Origin of the sequence: Hallella absiana, from assembly GCF_025457485.1 — a bacterium.
In the GTDB taxonomy this organism is placed as follows: domain Bacteria; phylum Bacteroidota; class Bacteroidia; order Bacteroidales; family Bacteroidaceae; genus Prevotella; species Prevotella absiana.
In genome coordinates this window covers 41,080-65,334 of sequence record NZ_JAMXSP010000008.1, presented here as the reverse complement: position 1 = coordinate 65,334, position 24,255 = coordinate 41,080, and the positions used below count along the sequence as shown (strand labels likewise).

16 protein-coding genes and 1 tRNA gene are annotated in these 24,255 nt (G+C 51.9%); 15 read left to right on the top strand and 2 right to left on the bottom strand.

All coding sequences use genetic code 11. The features are described from left to right. Window positions 1-7: 7 nt before the first annotated feature. The gene (gene ahpF, locus NG346_RS05765) at window positions 8-1,558 is read right to left on the bottom strand and encodes an alkyl hydroperoxide reductase subunit F (RefSeq protein WP_262279502.1); all 1,551 of its coding nucleotides are present in this window, start codon (window positions 1,556-1,558) and stop codon (window positions 8-10) included. A 76-nt stretch (window positions 1,559-1,634) separates the two neighbouring features. Continuing rightward, complete coding sequence (ahpC, locus tag NG346_RS05760) at window positions 1,635-2,201, bottom strand: alkyl hydroperoxide reductase subunit C (protein ID WP_262279503.1); 567 nt, start codon at window positions 2,199-2,201, stop codon at window positions 1,635-1,637. Window positions 2,202-2,558: 357 nt separating this feature from the next. Here ahpC and leuS point away from each other — a divergent pair, with 357 nt between their 5' ends. The 15 genes from leuS to NG346_RS05685 all read left to right on the top strand — a co-directional run bounded on the left by leuS (window position 2,559) and on the right by NG346_RS05685 (window position 24,247). Next, entirely contained in the window at window positions 2,559-5,420 is a 2,862-nt protein-coding gene (gene leuS, locus NG346_RS05755) for a leucine--tRNA ligase (RefSeq protein WP_262279504.1), read from the top strand. A gap of 3 nt (window positions 5,421-5,423) precedes the next feature. Next, a complete protein-coding gene (locus NG346_RS05750; protein ID WP_154533086.1) occupies window positions 5,424-6,428 on the top strand; it encodes a YitT family protein in 1,005 nt (334 codons plus the stop codon). Beyond that, window positions 6,425-7,030, top strand: coding sequence for a non-canonical purine NTP diphosphatase (locus NG346_RS05745; protein WP_154533087.1), 606 nt, complete (start codon window positions 6,425-6,427; stop codon window positions 7,028-7,030). Before NG346_RS05750 ends, NG346_RS05745 begins: the two co-directional genes overlap by 4 nt. A 110-nt stretch (window positions 7,031-7,140) precedes the next feature. Next, entirely contained in the window at window positions 7,141-9,135 is a 1,995-nt protein-coding gene (porZ, locus tag NG346_RS05740; protein WP_262279505.1) for a type IX secretion system anionic LPS delivery protein PorZ, read from the top strand. Next, window positions 9,111-10,370, top strand: a complete 1,260-nt coding sequence (locus NG346_RS05735; protein WP_262279506.1) for a glycosyltransferase family 39 protein — start codon at window positions 9,111-9,113, stop codon at window positions 10,368-10,370. The genes porZ and NG346_RS05735 overlap by 25 nt, the downstream gene beginning before the upstream one ends. 554 nt (window positions 10,371-10,924) lie before the next feature. Beyond that, window positions 10,925-11,980: a pyridoxal phosphate-dependent aminotransferase gene (locus NG346_RS05730; protein WP_262279507.1), complete on the top strand. Its 1,056-nt coding sequence runs from the start codon at window positions 10,925-10,927 to the stop codon at window positions 11,978-11,980. Continuing rightward, window positions 11,977-12,717, top strand: a complete 741-nt coding sequence (locus NG346_RS05725) for a phosphocholine cytidylyltransferase family protein (protein ID WP_262279508.1) — start codon at window positions 11,977-11,979, stop codon at window positions 12,715-12,717. The genes NG346_RS05730 and NG346_RS05725 overlap by 4 nt, the downstream gene beginning before the upstream one ends. Continuing rightward, window positions 12,704-13,525 carry a LicD family protein gene (locus NG346_RS05720; protein ID WP_262279509.1) on the top strand — a complete coding sequence of 274 codons (822 nt, stop codon included), beginning with the start codon at window positions 12,704-12,706 and terminating at the stop codon, window positions 13,523-13,525. The genes NG346_RS05725 and NG346_RS05720 overlap by 14 nt, the downstream gene beginning before the upstream one ends. Before the next feature lie 92 nt (window positions 13,526-13,617). After that, window positions 13,618-14,709, top strand: a complete 1,092-nt coding sequence (gene trpS / locus NG346_RS05715) for a tryptophan--tRNA ligase (protein ID WP_262279510.1) — start codon at window positions 13,618-13,620, stop codon at window positions 14,707-14,709. 209 nt (window positions 14,710-14,918) lie between these two features. Next, window positions 14,919-14,990, top strand: a tRNA-Arg gene (locus NG346_RS05710). A 188-nt stretch (window positions 14,991-15,178) separates the two neighbouring features. After that, window positions 15,179-17,356, top strand: coding sequence for an FN3 associated domain-containing protein (locus NG346_RS05705; RefSeq protein WP_262279511.1), 2,178 nt, complete (start codon window positions 15,179-15,181; stop codon window positions 17,354-17,356). A 300-nt stretch (window positions 17,357-17,656) separates the two neighbouring features. Beyond that, the gene (locus NG346_RS05700) at window positions 17,657-19,555 is read left to right on the top strand and encodes a 2-oxoacid:acceptor oxidoreductase subunit alpha (RefSeq protein WP_262279512.1); all 1,899 of its coding nucleotides are present in this window, start codon (window positions 17,657-17,659) and stop codon (window positions 19,553-19,555) included. 61 nt (window positions 19,556-19,616) lie between these two features. Next, complete coding sequence (locus NG346_RS05695) at window positions 19,617-20,642, top strand: 2-oxoacid:ferredoxin oxidoreductase subunit beta (RefSeq protein ID WP_262279513.1); 1,026 nt, start codon at window positions 19,617-19,619, stop codon at window positions 20,640-20,642. Window positions 20,643-21,271: 629 nt separating this feature from the next. Next, the gene (locus tag NG346_RS05690) at window positions 21,272-23,200 is read left to right on the top strand and encodes an AAA domain-containing protein (RefSeq protein ID WP_262288436.1); all 1,929 of its coding nucleotides are present in this window, start codon (window positions 21,272-21,274) and stop codon (window positions 23,198-23,200) included. 84 nt (window positions 23,201-23,284) lie between these two features. Next, entirely contained in the window at window positions 23,285-24,247 is a 963-nt protein-coding gene (locus NG346_RS05685; protein WP_262288435.1) for a transporter, read from the top strand. The last annotated feature ends 8 nt before the right edge of the window (window positions 24,248-24,255 follow it).

Below are 24,255 nucleotides of genomic sequence, written 5' to 3'. Positions count from 1 at the left end.
GGGTCCATTAATTTTGATAGAGGCTATCCTCAAAGGCGGCAAGGGCAGCCTTGGCTCCTTCGCCCATGGCAATCATAATCTGCTTGAATGGCACGGTCGACACGTCGCCTGCCGCATATACGCCTGCCGCCGACGTGCGGTTGCGGTCGTCGATGATGATCTCACCGCGCGGGGTGAGATCGACATGACCTTTAAAGATGTCGCTGTTGGGCTGTAGGCCTATCTGCACAAACACACCGTCGAGACTGATGTGCCGCATCTCGTCCTTGTCGAGATCACGCACGTCGATGCCGTTGAGGCGTCCGTTCTGCTCCGAGAGACCGACGGTCTGACTGCGGAAATGGATGTCGACATTGTGCAGTGCGCGCAGCTTTTGCTGCAACACCTTGTCGGCGCGCATCTGAGAGCCAAACTCCAGCACAGTGACATGATCGCAGATTCCGGCCAGGTCGATGGCCGCTTCCACGCCACTGTTTCCGCCGCCGATGACTGCCACGTGCTTGCCTTTGTAGAAAGGCCCGTCGCAGTGAGGGCAGAAATGAATGCCGTGACCAATGAGCTTGTCCTCACCTGTCAGTCCCAAACGGCGCCATCCGGCACCCGTGGCAATGATCACACGCGGGGCGATGAATGATTCTCCTCCTCTCACCTCTACCCGTTTGTCCTTTTCTGAAAAGTCCACACGTGTGATCCTGCGGTTGGTGTATGTGTCTATGGGATAAGCCTCCAAGTGTTTGGAGAGGTCGGCGGCCAACTGCGCGCCGGTGGTCTTTGGCACAGAGATGATGTTCTCGATGGCCGTCGTGTCGTTGACCTGACCGCCAATGCGCTGGGCCACGACGGCGACTCTCTGCCCTTTTCGGGCAGCGTAGATGGCTGCGGCTGCTCCTGCCGGACCACCGCCGAGTACCACAATATCGTAGCGACGCTCCACAGCCTCGTGTGCTGCGCTGCTGTCGGTGCCGAGATGATCCTCCAGTTCGTCGAGCAGTGTGCCGAGCTCACCGCGACCCACATGCAGCAACTCACCGTTGACATACACTGCGGGCACCGCCTGGATGTTGAGCTCGTTGACTTCCTGCTGCGCAAGTGCCCCGTCGACCATCTCGTGAGAGACATTCGGATTGAGCAGTGCCATGACGTTGAGAGCTTGCACCACGTCGGGACAGTTGGTACACGTCAGCGACACGTAGGTTGTCAGTCTGATGTTGCCTTGCAGCGACGCGATGCGTTGGCGCAGACGGTCGTCGGGCAGATTGCGCCCCTGTCCATCAGCGTTGAGCAGTGCCAGTAACAGCGAGGTGAACTCATGTCCGTTGGGGATGCCCCGGAACGCGATGCCCGTGTGCTGACCATCGCGAAGAATGTAGAAGCGAAACGCCTTGCCGCTGCGGTATTCTACAGTGATATGTGAACTGCACGAAGCCACATCCTCTACAAATTGACTGAAATGAGTGGCGTCGGCATCGCTGTCGTCGCGCTCTACGACAAATGTGAAATGAGCACTGAGATGGGCCAGTACGCTTTTCACTTGAGTGATAACATTAAGATCGAGCATAAGTTGAAATTGTAGGAATTAGAGAGTTGTGCACTTCGTGCAGTCGTAATGTTTTGCTAAAAAGCAGTGGTGCTCCTTAGAGCTTGCCTACGAGGTCGATGCTGGGCTTGAGCGTCTCAGCACCCTCGTGCCATTTGGCGGGGCAAACCTCACCGTTGTGCGAAGCTACATACTGTGCGGCCTTCACCTTGCGGACGAGTTCGTCGGCGTTGCGGCCGATGCTGTTGTCCTGAATCTCAGCCAGTTTGATCAGTCCTTCTGGGTTGACGAGGAAGGTGCCACGGTAAGCCACGCCCTCATCCTCCTTGTATACGCCGAAGCCACGGGAGAGCACAGCGAGCGGGTCAGCGAGCATAGCATACTGCAATTTGGCAATGCGGTCAGAGGTGTCGTGCCATGCCTTGTGGACGAAATGGCTGTCGGTGCTCACTGAGAAGACCTCTACGCCCATGGTCTTGAGCTCATCGTATTTGCTCTGAAGGTCCTCCAGCTCGGTAGGGCATACAAAGGTGAAGTCGGCAGGATAGAAGAAGAACAGAGCCCACTTGCCTTCGATGTCCTTGCTGCTGACGGTTTTGAAACTGCCGTTTTGGAAGGCCTGAACGGTGAACTCGGGTGCGTGCTGATTGATGATCGTTTCCATAATCTCTTGTTTTTTATTTATTTTGTGTTGTGTTGTTGTGAGGAAAAACTCTTTTGTTTGTGATGTTGTGAAGTGTTTTCTTGTTTTCTGATGCAAAGTTATGGATATTCCTTGATGATGGCAACAGACAGTGTCTATCGCATCATAGATAAAATCTATACCAAAGGATAAGTGATTGTTTATCAGTATCCTATTTTGTCATAGACAACCTGCGGCTTTTCTCATTTCTTGCTCCTGCCTCACATTTTGCACCTTTGATTTTGTTTTGTGGATTGATTTGTGTAACTTTGCATGTAGTATGCCCTATTTATAATAAGGTGTAAGCCAAAGAAACAATAAACAAGATATAATATACACATGGACTACAATTTCAGAGAGATTGAGAAAAAGTGGCAGAAAGAGTGGGTCGACCATCAGACCTACAAAGTCACAGAGGACCCTAACCGTCCGAAATACTACGTGCTCAACATGTTCCCTTACCCTTCCGGCGCGGGACTGCATGTAGGTCATCCGTTGGGATACATTGCCAGCGACATCTACGCCCGCTATAAGCGGCTCAACGGCTTCAATGTTCTCAATCCTATGGGATATGACGCTTACGGACTGCCCGCTGAGCAGTATGCCATCAAGACCGGTCAGCACCCAGCCATCACCACCGAGCAGAACATCAACCGCTACCGCGAGCAGCTCGACAAGATCGGCTTCTGCTTTGACTGGGACCGTGAGGTGCGCACCTGCGATCCGCATTACTATCACTGGACACAGTGGGCTTTCGAGAAGATGTTCAACTCTTACTACGACAACGACCTGAAAAAGGCACAGCCCATCGACAAGCTTATCGCGCATCTCGAGAAGCAGGGTACGGAAGGACTCAACGTGGCGCAGGGCGACGACACCGTCAGCTTCACCGCTGAAGAGTGGAATGCCATGGACGACAAGCAGAAGAGCGACGCGCTGATGAACTACCGCATCGCCTACAAGGGTGAGACCATGGTCAACTGGTGCGCCGGACTGGGCACCGTACTGGCCAACGACGAGGTAGTAGAGGGCGTCAGCGTGCGCGGCGGCTTCCCCGTGGTACAGAAGAAGATGAGCCAGTGGTGCCTGCGTGTCTCCGCTTACGCTCAGCGTTTGCTCGACGGTCTTGACACCATCCAGTGGAGCGACTCCATCAAGGAAACGCAGAAAAACTGGATCGGACGCTCGGAAGGTACCGAGGTAGAGTTCCGGGTGAAGGACTCCGACGTGAAGTTCACGATCTTCACCACCCGTGCCGACACCATGTTCGGCGTGACGTTTATGGTACTCGCCCCAGAGTCTGACTATGTCAGCCAGGTGACTACTGAGGCGCAGAAAGCCGAGGTGGACAAATATATCGACTATGTCAAGAAGCGCACCGAGCTGGAGCGTATGTCCGACCGCAAGGTCACGGGTGTGTTCACAGGCTCTTACGCCATCAACCCGCTTACGGGCGATGCCATTCCTATCTGGGTTTCGGAGTATGTGCTTGCCGGATACGGTACGGGTGCCATCATGGCCGTGCCGGCTCACGACAGCCGCGACTATGCCTTCGCCAAGCACTTCAATTTGCCTATCATCCCGCTCATCGAGGGTGCCGACGTGTCGGAGGAGAGCTTCGACGCCAAGGAGGGCATCGTCACCAACTCGCCGCAACAGGGCAAACAAGGCCTCGACGGCTTCTCGCTCAACGGTCTGACCGTGAAGGAAGCCATTGCCGCTACGAAGAAATTCGTCACCGAGAAGGGTATCGGACGCGTGAAGGTCAACTACCGTCTGCGTGACGCCATCTTCTCTCGCCAGCGCTATTGGGGTGAGCCTTTCCCTGTCTATTACGACAATGGCATCCCTCGCATGGTGCCCGAAGAGTGTCTGCCTATCGAGTTGCCCGAGATCTCAGAGTATAAACCTACCGAGAGCGGTGAGCCACCTTTGGGCCGTGCTAAGAAATGGGCATGGGATACCGTAAACAAACAGGTGGTGGAGAACGCCAAGATCGACCAGAAGACAGTCTTCCCGCTCGATCTCTACACCATGCCGGGCTTTGCGGGCAGCAGCGCTTACTACCTCCGCTACATGGATCCCCACAACGATGAGGAGCTTGTCTCGAAGAAGGCTGACGAATACTGGCGCCATGTCGACCTCTATGTGGGCGGCACGGAGCACGCCACCGGCCACCTGATCTACAGCCGTTTCTGGAATAAGTTCCTCCATGACTACGGCGTGAGCTGTGAGGAAGAGCCGTTCCAGAAGCTCATCAACCAAGGCATGATTCAGGGACGAAGCAACTTTGTCTATCGTGTGGGTGAGCTCAGCACTGCCGACAAACCGGTGTTCGTCAGCTACAACCTGCGCAAGAACTACAAGGAAGTCACCCCGATCCACGTATGGGTCAACCTCGTAAAGAACGATATCCTCGACATAGAGGCCTTTAAGCAGTGGAGCCCTGAGTACAAAAATGCCGAGTTCATCCTTGAAGACGGCAAATATGTCTGCGGCTGGGCCATTGAGAAGATGTCCAAGTCAATGTATAATGTGGTCAACCCCGACGACATTGTGCGTGACTATGGTGCCGATACGCTCCGTCTCTACGAGATGTTCCTCGGTCCGGTTGAGGCCAGCAAGCCTTGGGACACCAATGGCATCGACGGCTGCTTCCGTTTCCTGAAGAAGCTCTGGAGCCTGTTCTGGGAGAACCGCACCGACAAATGGCTCGTCGACGACGCCGAGCCTTCGAAGGACAGCTTGAAGAGTGTGCACAAGCTCATCAAGAAGGTGACCGGCGACATCGAGGCTTTCTCCTACAACACGAGCATCTCTGCCTTCATGATCTGTGTCAGCGAGCTCGGTCAGCAGAAGTGTCACAACCGTGAAATGCTTCGCGACGTGGTCATCCTCATCGCGCCCTTCGCTCCCCATATCGCTGAGGAACTGTGGCATCAGCTGGGCGAGAAGGGTTCGGTATGCGACGCACAGTGGCCCAAATGGAACGAGGCTTACCTGCAGGACAATGAGTTGCAGATGACGGTCAGCTTCAACGGCAAGGCACGCTATCAGAAGATGTTCCCCGCCGATGCCTCTAAAGACGATATCCAGCAGGCTACCCTCGACGACGAGCGCAGTAAGAAGTATCTCGATGGCAAGCAGATCGTCAAGGTCATCGTCGTGCCCAAGAAGATTATCAATATCGTTATCAAATAGTCTATGACCATTGATCATCGTATCATATACAACGAGGCTAAGGATTATGTAGGCATAACCCTTGGCCTCGTCTTGTATGCTGCCGCCTTCACCATCTTTCTCCTGCCCTACGAGATCGTCACGGGCGGCGTGACTGGTATGTCGGCTATCATCTACTACGCTACGGGGTTTAAGATTGAGAACACCTACATGATCATCAACCTCGCCCTGCTTGTCGTGGCGCTGAAGATTCTTGGATGGAAGTTTTTAATGAAGACGATCTATGCTATCTTCACGCTGTACTTCCTCTTGAAGTTCGCACAGGTGCTCATGCCGATGGATGCTGCGGGGCACTATGTCAAGATTCTCGGACCGGGACAGGATTTCATGTCGCTGCTCATCGGCTGTTGTTTCACAGGATCGGCCTTGGCAATCGTATTCCTCAACAACGGGTCGACGGGTGGAACAGACATCATTGCCGCCTGCGTCAATAAATATCGCGACGTGTCGCTGGGCCAGGTGCTCATGGCTGTGGACTTCTGTATCATCGGCTCCTGCTTCTTCTTCCCTCAATTCGGCGACTTTCTCGACCGCGCCCACAAGGTGGTGTTTGGTTTCTGTACCATGGTGGTGGAGAACTTCATGCTCGATCATGTGATGAACATCCAGCGGCAGAGTGTACAGTTCATGATCTTCTCAAAGAAATATCAGGAGATCGCCAACGCCATCGGCACGCAGATGGAGCACGGCGTGACGATCCTCGACGGACACGGATGGTACACGGGACAGGACATGAAGGTGCTCTGTATCCTTGCCAAGAAAAACGAGAGCGTAGCTATCTTCCGTCTCATTAAGATGATCGACCCGCAGGCTTTCGTCAGCCAGAGCTCGGTCATCGGTGTGTATGGTGAGGGCTTCGACCGCATTAAGGTCAATGTGCCTAAGAAACTCAAGAATAAACAGAATCTTTTCGACATTCCGCCTGCCGAAAATGGCCAGACGGATAACAACCAAACAGATAAAGCATGAAAATCGTTTTTGCTACCAACAACCAGCATAAGCTGCGCGAGATACGTGAAATCCTTGGTCCTGACTTTGAGATCGTCTCTCTCAGTGACATTGGATGCCATGAGGACATTCCCGAGACTGGCAACACGCTTGAGGAGAATGCACACCAAAAGGCAGAATATATCTTTGACCACTATCATCTCAACTGCTTCGCCGACGATACAGGACTGGAAGTGGAGGCTCTCGGCGGTGCGCCGGGCGTGCACTCCGCCCGCTATGCCGAAGGCACAGACCACGACAGTGAGGCGAATATGGCGAAACTCTTGCGAGAGCTCGACGGTAAGGACAACCGCCAAGCGCGCTTCCGCACGGTCATCTCGCTGATCACCATGGAGGGCGACAACCCGGTGTGCAGCCGCGAATATCAGTTCGAGGGTGAGGTGCGCGGACGCATCGCTACCGAGAAACACGGCACCGAGGGCTTTGGCTATGACCCGCTCTTCATCCCCGACGGCTATGACAAGAGCTTCGCCGAGCTGGGCGAGGAGATCAAAAACACCATCTCGCATCGCGCTAAAGCCGTCGAGCAGCTCGCCGTGCACTTGAAAAGCGAGATGCTATAATAGTTTTTTATAGAAGAGATAGAGGCTATAGTTTCTATAGCTTCTATAGTTTCTATAGTTTCTATAGCTTCTATAGAGTCTGTCTTTAACGCCCTTCAATCGATTCCACCATGAGCAAGTATCGCCTGCTTCTTTTCATCCTGTTCTTTCCACTCCTGCTCCATGCTCAGTGGAAAGCCTATCTGAGCTACTACGACCCTACCGAAATCGTGGAGGGCGAGGGAAAAAACATCTATGTGCTGGCCTCTGGCGGCCTTTATCGCTACGACCGAAGCGACCAGAGCCTGACAACATACGACAAAACTACGGGACTCAGCGACTGCGGTATCACACACATTGGCTGGTCGCAGAAAGCCAAAAGGCTGGTTATCGTCTACGACGACTATAACATCGACTTGCTTGCGCCCAACGGTGAGGTGGTGAACATAGCCGACTATCAGAACTATTCCACCACAGACACCAAGACGGTCAACGGTGTGGATGTCAATGGCAGCATGGCGTATCTCTCTACAGCCTTCGGCATCGTGGCACTCAACGTGGCCGATGCTGAGGTCACCAACACCTACAGACTGGGCTTCTCGGTCAACTACGCCTATGTCAAGGACGGGTATCTCTATGCCGCCAGTGCTGCCCGTGGACTCTACCGCGGCAGGCTGACCGACAATCTCCTCGACAAAGCCAACTGGACGCGCGTGGGGGAATACACGGCTAAGCCCGGCACGGTATCGGAAGATCTCAAGGCTCTCGTCAAGACACTGCAACCCGGTGGACCAAGATACAATTACTTTGGATTCCTAAAAATGCACGATGGAAAACTCTACAGCTGCAATGGTACGGTGGAAATCAATCCGGGATGCGTACAAGTGCTGAGCAACAACGAGTGGTCTTTCTTTCAGGACGACATGGCGACGAAGACTGGGATCAAATATCAAGATGTCTACTGCCTGGATATTGATCCACGGGACAATACTCATGTGATGGCCGGATCGCGTGAAGGACTCTATGAGTTTCGTGACGGACAGTTTGTGAAGCTGTGGAACGACCAGAATTCTCCCATCGAGAGTTTCAATAAGAAAAGCAAGGACTATGAGTTGGTTTATGGAGTGATGTATGACAAGGAAGGCAATCTTTGGGCACTGAACAGTCAGGCTCCCACACAGTCGATTCTGGAATACACAAAAGACGGCGAGTGGAAGTCTTTTCCTCATGAGGAACTGATGAAACTTAAATATCTGTTTGCCCAACCCCAGAGTCTCGGCATGCTGAAAGGACTGATGACCGACAGTCGCGGTCTGGTATGGTTTGTCAATGATCACTGGACCGTGCCCTCATTCTATGCCTATCAGACTGGGACCAATACGCTCAACAGCTATCAAGGGCCTTTTGTCAACGAGGATGGTACTTCACTGAATTTCACCTCTTGTCAATGTATTACAGAGGATAAAGACAACAACATGTGGATTGGAACTCCTGCAGGACCATTTATGATTGAAAGCAATCAATTGGGAGAAGCTAATCCTATTCTCACTCAGGTGAAGGTGCCGCGCAACGATGGAACTAACTATGCCGACTATTTACTCTCTGGAGTAAACATCAAGAGCATAGTCGTGGACAAGGACAACCGCAAGTGGTTTGGCACCAACGGGAATGGTCTCTACCTCATCGCTGCTGACAACATCACGACGTTGGCTCACTTCACCAAAGCCAACAGCAAGCTGCTGTCTGACAATATTCTTTCTTTAGCGCTTAACGACGCTACGGGAGAACTCTTCATCGGCACGGACCAGGGATTGTGCTCTTATAGCGGAAACATCAGTGATTCCAGCAATGGCATGACTAAGGACAACGTGTGGGCTTACCCTAATCCTGTGAAGCCCGACTATTCTGGTGCCATCACCATCACCGGATTGGAGAATGGAGCCAGCGTGAAGATTGTCACGAGCAACGGCGTGCTGGTCAACGAAGGCACTGCCAGCAATGGTGAATATAAATGGTATGGCATCAACAGAGACGGCAAGCGGGTAGCCAGCGGCGTCTATATGGTGGAAGTGGCAACCAGCGAAGGTGAGAAAGGAGTGGTATGCAAAATAGCTATTGTAAGATAAGTATTGCATTCTTCTTCTTCCTTTTAGCGATATTGCTCTTTGTCGGCTATACGCCTACAAACGACGGTGACGGATACATAGAGTATGCGCTGATGTCGCTAAAAGACGGGCAGCCTTATCCATCGCACTCCACGATTATGGGGCAGTCTTTTATTTGGAACATTGGACAAATCAATCTGATCGCCCTCTCGCTATGGCTGACACGTAGCATCGTGCCCGTGCTGGTGCTGATGTGTGCCCTGAAGGCAGCGACAGCTTACGTCATTGCGCGGATTGCAGAATTGCTTTTCAACCACCGCACAGGACTCATTGCCATCCTGCTGTATATTGCTTATCCCAACAACTGGGGGCAGAGTACCATGCTGCTATCCGAAATTCCCTCTGTTGCGTTTGCCCTTACGGCTTTGTTTCTCACTTTGAAATACAACCGCGCAAAGGCGTGGATAGCGGCAGGCCTCTTGTTTGCCATCGCCACGTGGATCCGCCCCATCTCTCCTATTTACATCGGTTCCGCGCTTCTTTATCATCTTTTCTTCTATCGCAAACAGATTCTTAAACGCTATGCTTGTGTCGTGGGAGGCTATGCAGCCTTGCTCTTTGCCTTTGGCTCTTCTTGTTATCTACGTACAGGCTATTTCCTTACGCAGCCCACCACAGTGTGGTTTAACTTTGTGGAAAACACCTATGAGAAGAGCACAAAGGTGGACTACAGTCGGTCCGCTTACCCTAAAGGCACAGCACGCTACATCGCTAACCGTGAGAAACTTACGGCTCTGCAATGTCGCAACATCTGGAGGCAGCGCTCTCTGCAATGGCTCGGCAACCACAAAATTGCTTATCTGAAGAAAGTGCCCGGGCGCCTCTTCTGGATGTATTACGAAGACATTGATAACATAGCGGCGTTTTTGAAGGATAAGCAGCGCGCCGAAAACAACTATGTCACGCTGCCTGTCACCTCCATAGCGCATCAGATCAACAGTCTCTCGTCGATTCAGTATTTTGCGCTTGTCAATGAAATCTTTTATCTCATCATCGTTTTGATGGCTGTAACGGCGACGGCGCAGTTGCTACTGAAGAGAGAATATCGCAGCACTTTCCTGCCTTTGTTCATCATTGTCGCCGGTTCTTTAGCCTTGGTACTGGTTTCTCATGGTGAGACCCGCTTCAAGGCTCCTTTCATGCCTTTCTTGTTTATGTTGGCAGCAAGTGTGTCTGTCAGGATGCGGAACACCTAAATCGACGATGTCGGATGATGGTCGTATGATGTAGATTTCGTGACAAAATACCTTCAACTTTCTGTTGCATTCCAGAGAGCGAAGAAGACTGATGATCACTGAAAACAGCGTTCAAAGTCATAAAAAACCGTCGTGAAAACGTCATTTCAGTGAGATGTAAGGTAGAAAACGGTACTTTCATGCGATGAAAACGGTGATTTGACAAGGTCAGAAAGGCACTCTGAGCAAAAATTCTCTAGAGAATTTTTCATCAAAAAGCCTTTCTGACAATCTCGGAAAATGTTCGTTTTTCGGAAGTCTTTGTTAATCAGGTGATTACAAAACCGCGCTATTTTCGCGAAAATCGGAGCAAGAGGCATGTTGTTCGCAAAGGATCGATTCTCAGCGCCCGTTTTTTGTCAGTTTACCCGACAAATGTGCGGAATCGCCTTTGTTGCTTGTGCCATAGCATCGTACCTTTTTTAAAAGAAAGTCACACAACCCACAATGCAAGTCAAAAAGATTTTGTAATTTTGCATAATTATCATTTGTAGAAATCATATAATCAAGCAGAGATGAACAATAATATGAATTATCTCGATAGAAACGAGTTTAACTTTGAACCTTCTGACGCAGTAAAGGAAACCTTTAAGAACTTTGATTTGAAGAAGTTCTGCTTCTACACACGTATCTATGACGAAGGTAAGAAAAGTATCTTCTCGGAATTTCTATCTCATCTTTATGACATAGATGAGAAGCAAATCGTACTGGGATATGGCGCTGAAGACCTGCTGAAGAAGGCTGTGCACTTTTTCCTTACTGAAGGAGGCTCAAAGACGATGCTCATTCCTAAGTTCTCGTGGTGGTACTACAAGAATATCGCATCTGAGGTCTGTGGCACTACAATCCAGTATCCGGTCTATGAGGAGGGCAACACCTTCAAGTATGACTTCGACGGACTCAAGGAAATGGTAGAGTGTTATCAGCCTAAGATCCTCCTGGTGGCATCGCCCAACAATCCTACGGGCAACACGCTGACCGCCGAAGAGATGGAGCGCCTCGTGGAGATGGTGCCCGAGGATACGGTCATTCTGGTCGATGAGGCTTACGCAGCCTTTGTCTCTACTGACTCGTCCTATATCAAATCGCTGACAGAAAAGCACGATAATATTGTCATCTGCCGCACACTCTCCAAGTTCTACGGCCTGCCCGGACTGCGCATGGGCTTCGGTTTTGTGGGCAAGGGCAAGGAGATGGAGCGCTTCTGCAAATATGCCAATATGTATCTGGGATACGACCGACTGTCAGAAGAACTCGCCATTGCCGCACTGAAGAGCGATGCGCACTACCGCCAAATAGCACAGGTGATGCAGGAAGCCCGCACGATGTACGAAACCGAGCTCGGCGCGCTGCCTGGTTTCAAGGTCTACAAGAGTGGAGCCAACTTTGTGCTTATCAAGTATCCTATCGTGCTCAAGGAACGTCTGCAGGAGGCTTTCGCCCAGGAAAGCTATAAGGTGAAGTTTATGAACGAGCCCGACATCAACGAGCACATGCGCATCACGCTCGGAAGAAAAGAGCAGAACCGCACCGTATGCGACACCATCCTTAAAATCGCCAAACAGCTATGATTGCCGTCATTTTAGCCGCCGGCATGGCCACACGCCTCAGACCGCTCACCGACAGATGCCCGAAGTGCCTGCTGGAAGTGGGCGGGAAAAGCCTGCTACAAAGGTCGCTCGATGCCTTGATGGAAAACGGCATCAGGATGTTTGTGGTCGTTACGGGCTATAAAGGTGAGATGATTGAAGGGTTTATCCGTGACCATTATCAGGAACAGATAGCACGCGGTGACGCTGCTTTCAGATTCATCGACAATAAGGACTACGCCACCACGAACAATATCTATTCGCTTTGGCTCGCACGGCCGGAGGTCGACGGGCGTGAGTTTCTGCTTCTCGACAGCGACCTGCTCTACGACAGCAAGCTCATCACAGTGATGCTCTCGCAGCCTGGCGCCGCGCTCTCCGTCAACCGGCATCCATTGGGCGAGGAGGAGATGAAGGTGGTTGTGGACAACGACCATACCATCGTGGCCATCAACAAGACCTGCAACCCCGCTGAGGCCTACGGTGAGTCGGTGGGCGTGGAGAAGTTCTCGGTTGAGTACTCGACAGCACTGTTTCGGGAACTCCGCAAGATGATTGTCGATGAAGGGCTCAGCAATGTGTTCTATGAAAAAGCCTTTGAACGGCTCATACCGCAGGGACACGCTTTCCGCATGGTCGACACCACAGACATCTATTCCACAGAGCTCGACACCATAGAAGACTTTGACAAGGCTAAGGAAGACAATGGCAAACTATGACATAAAGGTATTGCACAAGCGTATCCTGAAGGTGCTGGAACTGGTAGACAAGACCTGCCAGACCCATGGACTGACCTATTATATTTGGGCGGGAACGATGATTGGAGCCGTGAGACACCACGGCTTCATCCCTTGGGATGATGACATCGACATAGCCATGCCACGCGAGGACTACGACCGGCTGATTGCACATTGCCGGGAATGGCTCCCTGAACCGCTGGAGATGATTTGCGCTGAAGACGACAGCACCTATCCGCTGCCCTTCGCCAAGATTCAGGATGCCTCCACAACGCTCATCGAGCGTAAGCACATGGATTACGTGGGTGGCATCTATATCGATGTGTTCCCCATCGACGGCGTGCCCAATGGATGGTGCCGGCGCATGCTGCACTTCGCACGCTATGAATACTACAAGCGGGTGCTGTATCTTCTCTTCCGCGATCCTTATAAGCATGGACATGGTCCCAACTCGTGGGTGCCGTTGCTCTGCCGAAAGCTCTATACGCTCGGTGGCGTCCAAGCCAAGATAAGACAGCTGCTGAGGCAATATCCTTTCGCCTCCTGCAACCTCGTGGCTGACTACGACGATGGCTCTAAAGGCACCATGAGAAAGGAAGTCCTCGGCAAGCCCACGGACTATGCTTTTGAGGATGCTACTGTCAAAGGGGTAGAGGACTACGACCACTATCTGAGCAACAAATATGGCGACTACATGACCATACCGCCTAAAGAGCAGCAAAGACAGCATCTGTTCTATTACCTCGACTTTGAACATCCCTATGCTACTTTCAAGGGCTTGGGGAAGTGAAAAACGTGAAAGCCCTGCACCTTTCTGAAGCTTTTTTGTTATCTTTGCATCAATAATCAACAACAATAACGTAAGCATACAATACTACATACATGGGAAAAATTATTCTGACAGGTGACCGCCCAACGGGCAAACTCCACCTGGGACACTATGTGGGCAGCCTGCGCCGTCGCGTGCAGCTGCAAAACGAAGGAGATTACGACCGCATGTTTGTCTTTATGGCTGACGTGCAGGCGCTCACCGACAATGCCGACAACCCGGAGAAGATCCGGCAAAACATCGTAGAGGTGGCTCTCGACTATCTCTCTGTGGGACTCGATCCGAAGAAGTGTACGCTCTATATCCAGAGCCGCATCCCTGAACTCGCCGAGCTCACCACGTATCTGATGAACATTGTCACCGTGAGCCGCGTGCAGCGTAACCCAACGGTGAAGACAGAGATCAAGATGCGCAACTTCGATACCAACATCCCGCTTGGCTTCTTCTGCTATCCTGTCTCACAGGCTGCCGACATCGCCGCCTTTAAGGCTACCACCGTACCGGCCGGCGAAGATCAGGAACCAATGTTGGAGCTCACCCGTGAACTGGTCAACCGCTTCAACCAGATCTATGCGCCCGTGCTCGTAGAGCCGCAGATCATGCTGCCTGAGAACGCTACCGCACGCCGTCTGCCCGGTACCGACGGTAAGGAAAAGATGAGCAAGAGCCTCGGCAACTGCATCTATCTCTCCGACGACGCCGACACAGTGTGGAAGAAAGTCAAGGGCATGTACACCGATCCTACCCACCTCAATGTCTCTGATCCCGGTCATGTGGAGGGCAATGCCGTGTTCACTTATCTCGATGCCTTCTCTACGGATCAGGACTTCGCCGACTTCTGGCCTGAGTTCAAGAACCTTGATGAGCTGAAGGCTGCCTATACAGCAGGTGGCATCGGCGACATGAAGTGCAAGAAACTGCTCAACAATGTGCTTAACCGCATTCTCGACCCGATCCGTGAGCGCCGCGAGGAGTTGGAGAAGGACATCCCTGCTATCTTCGACATCCTGAAGAAGGGATCTGACGATGCCCGTGAGGTGGCTGCCAAGACGATGGACGAGGTACGCCGCGCCATGCGCATCGACTATTTCGAGGACGCTGAACTGATCCGTCAGCAGCAGGAGAAATTCAACAGTGCGAAATAAGATACTGCTTTTAGACCACCAAACACCGACAAGATGTCCCGAACGTTTGGTGGTCTGAAAGAAATCCCGTATCTTTGCAAACGTCTTATATGCCGGCCACCCTATCAGCGGGACGGCAGTGCGAATACTGAGCACTAATATATATAAGGTGTGGCTATATATATAATAGGGTAGAGCCCTATATATAATAAGGTGTATAGGACCGTGTCGCTCTCATAGTTCAATGGATAGAACGTAGGTTTCCTAAACCTTTGATCTGGGTTCGATTCCCAGTGAGAGCACTCTTGTTTCTAATAAACTGCTGATACAGAGAAAAGATTGGGCTTAGCAGAGTCAGTAAATAGGAGGAGGGGGAAAGTTGTGCCATACATGGTGCAAAACTATTTTTTGCGTATTTTACAAACACTTTTCTTGCTTTTTATCAATATTATGCTTATTTTTGCAAGTAATAAATACCAAAGTGACGAATATGATGAAAATAGCAAGACTATTATTTACTTGTCTTCTTCTTTTGATCGCTTCGGAGAAGTCGTTTGCGGTTTACAACGAAACGATATTTACATCAAAGACAATACCTTTAAAAGGTACATCAGCGGTTGTTACCTTTCAAAAGAATAATGGTACGAGTAAACCTCAAAAGACATCAAATAATAGTATAAGGCTATATGGTAAAGGTACCCTAATCATTACTCCCAATGATGATTTCGAGCTCACAAAGATCGATTATTATTACAAGATAAATAAATCTAATGGTAGTTCGCCAGTTCCAACCCTAACGTCAACTGATGGCTCTTTTCAAAGTACTTCTTTCGGAGGTTCATGGACAGGAAGTACAACACAGCCTATTATACTTCTTTCTGATGGAACTAAAGGAAATATAGAGTTTTCTCGGGTGATAATCACTTTTGATTATCGTAATGGCAAGCAAGATACTTACACATCATTTGTCACAAAGGAATTTACCCTCCGTATAGGTAGAGACAACTATGCAACCTTTAATGGTCAAAAGGCAAAAACAGCCCCTGACGGGTTGCCGTTGATTTACTCTTCTGACAATGAGAGCGTGGCAATGGTGGACACGATGACGGGGGCAGTAAGGCTAAAAAACAATTTGGGCACCGCCACCATCAAATCTTCTTTCGCCGGTAATGATTCCTTAAACCCTTCCTCTGACAGTTATAAGATCATTGTTAATCCTTATCATGAAGGGACGGCAGAAAGTCCTTATTCCGTTGCGGAGATCTATGCTCTTCGGGATGCCAAAAGGTATATTCAGGAAGGAGATTCCATATATGTAAGCGGATTTATCACAAAGATAAAGAGTATCGCAGGCGGAATGATCACCTATTATATATCTGACGACATCTCCGCGCAACAACAACTTTTGGTTTATGATAATTGTAATTTCAATAAAACGAAATTCAAAAGCATAAATGATCTTGCCGTTGGTTGGTTTGTAACAATAAAAGGGAGAAATAGAGTCATTGGTACTACCCCTCAGATACGTGGGGGATATGTTACTAAGATTTCTAAAGACGCTGTTAACTCTCCCATAATCTCAGGTTGTACGGCATTCCTTGACAGTTCGTTGGTGACGCTCAGCGCTGACGAGGCAAAGGCGAAAATCTATTATACCACAGACGGATCAGAGCCGACAGAGCTCAGCGCAGAATACGCGGCTCCATTTTTATTGGGTGCTTCTGCCACTGTAAAGGCTGTTTCCTATTTCAATGGTGAAAAGAGTATAGTGGTATCACAGGAGTTTAAGAAAGTGGGGAAAAGCGAGTTGGTCACTGTCGCGGATGCGCTAAAAGCAGCAGACGGCGCGAGGGTATACGTCAGGGGAACTGTAGCGAGGACAGAGAAATATAGTGGCGAGAGTTCTCTTAATTACTATATCAATGATACAGAAGATGTCAGTAATGGCATAAAGGTTGATAATGGAAAGTATCTTCAAAACACTGATATCGTCAGCGCGTTTCAAATTGTCCGCGGTGATGAGGTGTGTGTGGCCGCTAAGGTAGGAGACAGTGAAGGAGTCAAGGTGCTGAAAGCCCCGCAACTGATGAGCATCGCCAAGTGTAAGGATCAGGCTCAGGTGAGCACAGCCGGGTGGGCAACCTTTGTCAGTCGGCGACCTGTGGACTTCTCCTATACTCCAGCCATCAGCGCTTATATTGTCAATTACAGTGCCGATGATAATAATGTGACGCTCTCGCCGGTCACGGCCATTCCCGGCAACATTGCGGTAGTTGTCAAGGCTGAGGCTGGAACATATACGCTGCAATATGGTAATGAAAACACTACAGTAGGGGTCAATGACCTGGCATTCAGTGATACGAGTAAAAATGTAGACAAGGCCTTCAATATCTATGTACTTGCAAAACAAAACAACGGTTGTGGCTTCTATCCCGTGAAGGCCAACACCACTATAGCTCCATTCAAAGGTTATCTTGCGATCGGCCATTCTTCCAAATATAGGGCCAAACCTTATTATGCCATAGACACTACAACAACGAGCATTGCAAATCCTGTTTATAAACCTAAAAAAATGGAAGATGCGCGCTATAATCTTTTCGGACAGCGTGTCAATACCAATTATAGAGGACTGGTCATCGTAAACGGCCGCAAAGCCATCAGCAAGTAAACATCTTAATATGGCGTACTATGAAGACAACTTATATGAAACCTGCCATTAAAATCAAATATATAGAAACGGAAGGAGATCTACTGGCTACGTCTAATAATAATTTCGTTCAGACAAACGCGGGATATGGAGGGTATGTAGGTGATGTAGATGTAGTGCTCCTTATGGAGTTAGATTCGGAAAGTTTGTGTGATTTCGAATCAGCTTTGCAAAAAAGTGGTATAAACATTTGGCTATGTCAGTCACAAATCATAACTTTGCCATCGGAAAACACACACCTTAAATGTAAGTTACAATCGTATGGCAGAAAAAGTAGAAGTAAAAGAGTTGGAAGACGTAGTGGTCCGCTTCTCGGGCGACTCCGGCGACGGCATGCAACTGGCCGGCAACATCTTCTCCACCGTGTCCGCTACTGTGGGCAACGGCATCTCCACATTCCCGGACTATCCCGCTGACATCCGCGCCCCGCAAGGCTCGCTCACCGGTGTGTCGGGCTATCAGGTCCACATTGGCGAGGGCAAGGTCTATACCCCAGGTGACAAATGCGATGTGCTCGTGGCCATGAATGCCGCCGCGCTCAAGACACAATATCAGTATGCCAAGCCCCAGGCTTGCATCATCATCGACACCGACTCCTTCGGTCCCGTCGACTTGAAGAAGGCCGACTTCCACAGCGATGACTATCTCGGCGAGATGGGCATAGACCCCGATCGCGTCGTGGCATGCCCTATCACACGCATGGTCAAGGAGTGCCTGGCCGACGACGGCATGCCGCCAAAAGCCGTGCTGAAATGCCGCAATATGTTTGCACTCGGACTCGTCTGCTGGCTCTTCAACCGCGACCTCTCCCTCGTGGCCAACTTCCTCAAGGAGAAATTCGCCAAGAAACCCGGTGTGGCAGAGGCCAACATCAAGGTCGTCAACGCCGGATACCACTACGGTGCCAACACCCACGCCTCAGTGCCTTCAACCTATCGCATCGAGACCAAGCACAAACTGCCCGGACGCTATATGGACATCACGGGCAACAAAGCCACGGCCTACGGCCTCATTGCCGCCGCTGAGCGGGCCGGACTGAAACTCTATCTCGGCTCCTACCCCATCACTCCCGCCACCGACATCCTCCACGAACTGGCCAAGCACAAGAGCCTCGGCGTCATCACCGTGCAGTGCGAGGATGAGATCAGCGCCTGCTCAAGTGCTGTCGGCGCTGCCTTTGCCGGTGCTCTGGCTGCAACCTCCACGTCCGGACCGGGCATCTGCCTGAAGAGCGAGGCCATCAACCTCGCCGTCATCGACGAGTTGCCGCTCGTCATCATCGACGTGCAGCGTGGCGGACCGTCGACCGGACTGCCGACAAAGAGCGAGCAGACCGACTTGCTGCAGGTGCTCTACGGCCGCAACGGCGAGAGCCCGATGCCTGTCATCGCCGCCACCAGCCCCACCGACTGTTTCGACGCTGCCTATATGGCCGCGAAGATCGCGCTGGAGCATCTCACACCGGTGGTGCTCCTCACCGATGCCTTCATCGCCAACGGCTCGTCGGCATGGCGTCTGCCCGACATCAAGAAGATGCCGCCGATACATCCCCACTACGCCACACCGGAACAGAAATACAAATACACGCCCTATCAGCGCGACCCGAAAAGCCAAGTGCGCTACTGGGCTATCCCCGGACAAGAGGGCTACACACATATCCTCGGCGGACTGGAAAAGGACGGCGAGACCGGTGCCATCTCCACAGAACCCGAGAACCACAACAAGATGGACCATCTGCGCTTCGAGAAAGTCGCTGACATCGAGGTGCCGGACGTGGAGGTTGAGGGCGACAAGGACGATGCCGACCTGCTCATCGTGGGCTTCGGCTCTACCTACGGCCATCTCTACTCAGCCATGACCGAACTGCGCAAGAAAGGCTATAAGGTGGCCTTGGCACAGTTTAAATATGTCAACCCCTTGCCGAAGAACACGGCAGAGGTGCTGCTCAAATACCGCAAGGTCGTCGTCGCCGAGCAAAACCTTGGTCAGCTGGCTGCCCTGCTCCGCATCCGCATCAACGATTTCGTGCCCTTCCAGTACAATCAGGTCAAGGGTCAGCCCTTCGTGGTCAGCGAGCTCGTCAAGGGCTTTGAGAAGATCATCGTCACGCCGGAAGAGCAGATGAGCGGTCCTACCTTCGAGACACGCGTGCTGCAGTAATCGCCTAACGGCCCGGCAAGACGCGACAGAGTCTGCCGGACTTAGTCTAAAATCAAGTATTATGGAAGCAAAACAAAGCACATCACCCTATACCGCCGCCGACTACAAGAAGGGCCAGCCACGCTGGTGCCCGGGGTGCGGCGATCATTCGTTCCTGGCCAGCCTGCAAAAGGCAATGGCCGAAATCGGCGTGCCGCCCTATGAGACGGCCGTCATCTCTGGCATCGGCTGCTCAAGCCGCCTGCCTTACTACGTCAACACCTACGCCATGCAGACCATCCACGGACGTGCCGCCGCCGTGGCTACCGGTGCCAAGGTGGTCAACCCCAAGCTCACCATCTGGCAGATCAGTGGCGACGGCGACGGACTGGCCATCGGCGGCAACCACTTCATCCACGCCATGCGCCGCAATATCGACCTGAACATGATCTTGCTCAACAACCGTATCTACGGCTTGACCAAGGGTCAGTACTCACCGACGTCGCCCCGTGGCTTCGTCTCGAAGTCGAGTCCCTACGGCACTGTGGAGGATCCTTTCCGCCCTGCTGAGCTCTGTTTCGGCGCCCGCGGCCGCTTCTTCGCCCGTGCCGTGGCCTCTGATGCAGCCCACACCGTGGAGATCCTCAAGGCAGCCTATCACCATAAGGGAGCTGCCGTCTGCGAGATTCTGCAAAACTGCATGATATTCAACAACGGGGCCTACGATCCCATCTACACCCGTGAGGGGCGCTCCAAAAACGCCATCTATGTCGAGGACGGCAAGCCCCTTGTCTTCGGACCCAACAACGAGTACGGACTCGTGCAGGAGAACTTCGGGCTGAAAGTCGTGGAACTTGGCAAGGACGGCTACACCATCGACGATGTGCTCGTCCACGACAGCCACAATCCCGACAACACGCTGCAGCTCAAGCTTGCCATGATGGACAATGAGCACGGCTTCCCCGTGGCCCTCGGCGTCATCCGCGACGTAGAGGCTCCCACCTACGACGATGCCGTCAACCAGCAGATCGAGGACGTGAAAAAGCAAAAGCCTTATCACAACTTCACCGAACTGCTCGAGACCAACGACATCTGGGAGGTGAAGTGATGATCACAGCCTTTCTTTTAAAAACAAACATTTATTCGATAAAGTCTCCTGCGCTATTGCGGGAGGCTTTTTTTTTGTTTTTATACTTCTACGCGGTCTGCGGAATAGAGTAAAAGAGCTGACAAAAACACGTCTGCCCGCAGTTTCAATCCAGAGAGATCGCAAACACTTGAGGACAAGAAAATCGAGATGAAAACACGAAAACGGGGAGGTGTTGTTATCATCTCGGTTGTTTCTTTCGGTCATTTCAGTGGTTTCTTTCGGTCATCTCGGTTGTTTGTGTCGGTCATTTCAGTGGTTTGTGTCGGCCATCTCGGTTGTTTGATAAACATAAAATAGCGCTGCTTTTCTTATCTTGTTGTTAATCAGTGACTTGGAAAAAGCTCGAAAAACGCGAAAAATCGGGGAGAGGATCACTTCGCTGGCAAAGAATGGCAAAATAAGGGCCGTGAAATGTCAGTTTATTCAACAGCTTTACGTCCTGCTGATGACGCTTTGTGGGTAAGTAGATCCCGCTTTGTCCTGTATTGGCCTTGATGGTGAGGCGAGAGCTGTTCACCGCGTCTCACCACTTTTTTATAGTCGATTTCTTTGCCATTCCACTTGTTTGCGCTATCTTTGCAACAACAATGTCACAACCATCATCCATACAAGCCCTGCAACAGCAACGGCTGCTGTTGCAGTTGGAGTACCAGACCGAGCGTGAGGCTTTCCGCAAGCAAGCCGACACCATGGGCATGGCACGCCGCGTCAAGCGTGGCGATGCCTGGTATCCCATACGCGTAGGTAAGAGCTATTACAACTCGCTCAACCAATTCGCGTTGGAGGTCTACCGCACTGCCGACGAGGGCATAGAGCACAACTTCGAATACGGCAAGCCCGTGGTCTTCTTCCGCATGGAGGAAAGCCGGGGCAACGACAAGACCGGGGCTACCGCCAAGATGAAGACCAAGCTCTTCGGTTTCACGGGCACAGTGTCGTATGTCGATGGAGACCGCATGGTGGTGACCATCCCGGAAGGTCATGCGCTCGACGTGCAGAGTTGTGAGGCACCCGTGGGCGTACAGCTCTCGTTCGATGAGACCAGCTACCGCACAATGTTCGACGCCCTCGACCGTGTGATGCGCGCCAAGAGCGGACGCCTCGCCTATCTGCGCGATCTCTTCTACAGTCATGTGCCGGCCCAGCGCTTCCACTTCGGTCCCATGCGCTTTCCATGGCTCAATGCCACACAGGAGCATGCTGTCAATGAAGTGCTCTGCGCTAAGGATGTCATGGTGGTGCACGGACCTCCTGGTACCGGTAAGACCACAACGCTCGTCGAAGCCATCAACGAGACGCTCATGCGAGAGAGTCAGGTACTCGTCTGCGCACAGAGCAACATGGCTGTGGACTGGATCTGCGAGAAACTCGTCGACCGCGGCATCAACGTGCTGCGCATCGGCAACCCGTCACGTGTCAACGACAAAATGCTCGGCTTTACCTACGAACGGCGCTTTGCCGACCATCCCGACTATCCGCAGCTGTGGGCTATCCGCAAAGCCATGCGTGAACTGCGCAAGAGCAGGCATGGCCGCGACGAGAAATATCATCAAAAGCTGGAACGGCTGAAGAGTCGTGCTACCGAACTGGAGATCCGCATCAACGCTGAGCTCTTCGGTGAGGCGCGCGTCATTGCGTCCACACTCGTCGGCTCAGCCAGCCGTCTGCTTGAGGGCATGAAGTTCTCCACGCTGTTCATCGACGAGGCAGCACAGGCTTTGGAGGCTGCCTGCTGGATACCTATGCGGCGTGCCGGACGCGTGATTCTTGCTGGTGACCACTGCCAGCTGCCGCCTACGGTGAAAAGCATTGCAGCCATGAAAGCCGGCCTTGGCAAGACACTCATGGAGCGTATCGTGGAGAACAAGCCTGAGTGTGTCTCGCTCCTACAAGTGCAGTACCGCATGAACGACGCCATCATGCGCTTCAGCTCCGACTGGTTCTATGGCGGTAAAGTGGAGAGCGCGCCGCAGACCGCACACCGTGGCATCCTCGACTACGACATACCGATGGAGTGGATCGACACGTCGGACATGGAAGTAGGTCCCGATGAGCCCAACTTCCGTGAGCAGTTTGTCGGTGAGAGCTTTGGCCGCGTCAACAAAGGCGAGGCGTTGCTCACGCTCAACACGCTGCGCGACTACTATACCAAGATCGGCAAGCAGCGTGTCCTCGACGAGCAGATCGACGTGGGTGTCATCTCGCCCTACCGTGCACAAGTGCAGTATCTGCGCGGACTCATCAAGCGCGACGCTTTCTTCAAACCTTTCCGCCATCTCGTCACCGTCAACACCGTCGACGGCTTCCAAGGCCAGGAGCGCGACATCATCCTCATCTCCATGGTGCGTGCCAACGACGACGGGCAGATCGGATTCCTTCGCGACCTGCGCCGCATGAACGTAGCCATCACCCGTGCCCGCATGAAGCTCATCATCCTCGGCAATGCTGCCACGATGACGAAACACCCGTTCTATAAGAAGCTCTTCGATTATGTGCAAGGGCTGAAAGAAGAATAAATCATATAGTAAGACATAGTTTGGATGAAATCAACAACATGGATTTGCATCAACTATAAATAAGGAAAGAAAGGAATTGTTAGTATGAACAAACTCTTGACATTCTTGAAGCAGTGGACGCTGGTAGTCGCGCTGTGCGTGGGCTCCTTGGTCTATCTGCTCTTCTCCGAGATACCCGTGTTGGAACCTATAGGCGACTTCATGGGACCCAAGTTAGTGGCGCTGTTGCCCTACGTCATCTTCCTCATTCTCTACGTCACCTTCTGCAAGATACAAGTAAAGGAGTTGCGACCCCGCACATGGCACTTCATCTTGCAGGGCATCCGTGTCGCGCTGTCCGCCATCTGCGTCGCTCTGGTAGCCATTGCGCCATCGGCAGGCTGGAAGCTCATATTCGAGGGCATGTTCATCTGCTTCATCTGTCCCACTGCCGCTGCCGCACCGGTGATCACCGAGAAGCTTGGTGGAAGCATAGAGTCGATGACCGTGTACATTCTTATCGCCAACTGCGTCACCTCAGTCATCATCCCGCTCTTCTTCCCAATGGTGGAGAAGAGCGCTGACATCAGTTTCCTCTTTGCCTTTCTGATGGTACTCAAGCGGGTGTTCATCGTGCTCATCGTACCGCTGTGCCTGGCCCTGCTCACGCGACGCTACTTGCCGCACGTGGCCCAGTGGATTCGCGACCGTCGCAATCTCGGCTTCTATCTGTGGAGTTTCAACCTCTCCATCATCATGGGACTGGCCATGCAGAGCATTCTCCACGCCCCCGTGTCGGGCATCACGCTGGTAGCTCTGTGCGTCATCCCGTTGCTCATCTCTGTCTTCCAGTTTGGTTTAGGCAAGCTCGTCGGTGCGCACTACGGCGACAGCATCAGCGCCGGACAAGCCTTAGGACAGAAGAATACAGTGGTAGGCATCTGGCTCACGCTGACCTTTCTCAACCCTTACGCTGCCATCGCGCCCTGCGCCTATGTGGTGTGGCAAAACCTTATCAATGCCGTACAACTCTGGGCAAAGGAGAAATACGGAGCGCTGAAGTGGTAAGCACCTCC